This is a genomic window from Pseudomonas sp. BS-2016 (assembly GCF_001806145.1).
In the GTDB taxonomy this organism is placed as follows: domain Bacteria; phylum Pseudomonadota; class Gammaproteobacteria; order Pseudomonadales; family Pseudomonadaceae; genus Aquipseudomonas; species Aquipseudomonas lundensis.
The window spans coordinates 1-1,913 of sequence record NZ_MLCT01000089.1; the positions used below are offsets into that span (position 1 = coordinate 1).

The 1,913-nt window shown below is 61.2% G+C and carries 3 protein-coding genes; all 3 read right to left on the reverse strand.

Annotated elements, in window-relative coordinates; all coding sequences use genetic code 11:
• On the reverse strand, positions 1–348 hold a 348-nt coding region (locus tag BKD70_RS22500), incomplete at its 3' end, for a MetQ/NlpA family ABC transporter substrate-binding protein (protein WP_256543204.1).
• Positions 349–399: 51 nt separating this feature from the next.
• Complete coding sequence (locus BKD70_RS22505) at positions 400–1,074, reverse strand: methionine ABC transporter permease (protein WP_003187354.1); 675 nt, start codon at positions 1,072–1,074, stop codon at positions 400–402.
• Positions 1,074–1,913, reverse strand: an 840-nt coding sequence (locus BKD70_RS22510) for an ATP-binding cassette domain-containing protein (RefSeq protein ID WP_070415430.1), incomplete at its 5' end; no start/stop codon positions are given. The genes BKD70_RS22510 and BKD70_RS22505, both read right to left, overlap by 1 nt.

A 1,913-nucleotide genomic window follows, 5' to 3' on the forward strand; every position in this document is an offset into this window, starting at 1 on the left:
GTCAGGCAGGTCGGCCAGTTTTTTGTACTTGCTGGAGTAAGCGCCCAGAGGTTCGAGGTGCACAGCGCCGACGCTCACCAGGTGAGTGCCTTTGGCCTTGTTGAATTCATCCAGGTACGGCTGGTGCTGGAAGAAGTTGGCATCCAGGCGCTTTTCAGCCACCTGTACGTTCGGCTGCACGTAGTCGGTGAAGACTTTGACCTTCAGATCCACGCCTTCTTTGGCCAGGGCAGGCTTCACGAATTCGAGGATCTCGGCGTGAGGCACCGGCGAAGCAGCGACCGTAATGGTCTCGGCGTGGGCGGAAAACGCAGCCACGGCGGCGAAAGCAACCAGTAGTTTTTTCATCCAGCAAGCTCCTTGTTCGGGCATCTGCCGGCTATGTGCCGGCAATGGCCGTTATTTACGAGAAAAATGCACCACCAGCCGGTCGCCGACGGTTTGCAGAATTTGCACCAGAATCAACAGCATCACCACAGTGACCACCATCACATCGGTCTGGAAACGCTGGTAGCCAAAACGGATTGCCAGGTCGCCCAGGCCGCCAGCACCGACCACACCAGCCATCGCGGTGTAGGAAACCAGTGTAATCGCCGTCACCGTAATCGCCGCGAAGATGCCAGGGCGGGCCTCGGGCAATAGGGCATTGGTGATGATCTGGCGGGTGGTGGCGCCCATGGCCTGGGTGGCTTCGATGATGCCACGGTCCACTTCGCGCAGGGCGGTTTCCACCAGGCGAGCAAAGAATGGCGTGGCACCGACGACCAGTGGTGGGATCGCGCCGGCGACACCCAGCGACGTGCCGGTGATCAGTACCGTGAACGGAATCATCACGATCAACAGGATGATGAACGGCAGCGAGCGCAAGATATTCACGATCAGCGACAACAGCGCGTACAGGCCTTTTTGTTCGAACAGCTGGCGCGGGCTGGTCAGGAACAACAGCACGCCCAGGGGCAGCCCCAGTAGCACGGTGAAGAACAGCGAGCCGAACAGCATGGTCATGGTGTCGCCGGTGGCGAGCCAGATTTCAGACCAGTCGATATTGGCGAAGAAACTCAGGAAAACGTCCATCAGCGCAGGACCTCCATGTGAACGTCGGCGGCGGTGAAGCGTGCGAACGCGGCTTCCATGTCACCGCCGGTGACGGCGAGGGTCAGTTGCCCGTAAGGGATGTCTTTGATGCGGTCGATACGACCGGCAAGAATGCTGTAGTCCACACCGGTTTCCCGTGCGACGGTACCCAGCAGTGGCGCGTAGGTCGCGTCCCCTTGGAACGTCAGGCGCACGATACGGCCTGGCACATGGGCAAAGTCGTCGCGCTGCTCGCCTTCGTCCACCTGTTCGGCTTCTTGTACGAAGCGCTTGGTGGTCGGGTGCTTGGGGTGCAGGAACACGTCGGCCACCGAGCCTTGCTCGACGATTACCCCGGCGTCCATGACGGCGACCTGGTCGCATACGCGGCGGATCACGTCCATTTCATGGGTGATCAACACGATGGTCAGGTTCAACTCGCGGTTGATCTCGGCCAGCAGTTGCAGGACCGACGCCGTGGTTTGCGGGTCGAGGGCGCTGGTGGCTTCGTCACAAAGCAGGATTTTTGGCTTGGTCGCCAGGGCTCGGGCGATGCCGACGCGCTGTTTCTGGCCGCCGGACAACTGCGCCGGGTACTTCTTGGCGTGGTCCGACAAGCCGACGCGGGCGAGCAGCTCAGCCACACGCTGGTCGATTTCCTTGCGCGACAGTTCACCGGCGAGCGTCAGCGGCAGCGCGACGTTGTCGGCCACGGTCTTGGACGCCAGCAAGTTGAAGTGCTGGAAGATCATCCCGACCTGCTGGCGAAAGCGCCGCAGGCCGTTGGCGTCCAGCGCAGTGACTTCTTCGCCATCCACCTTGATCTGGCCGCCACTGGG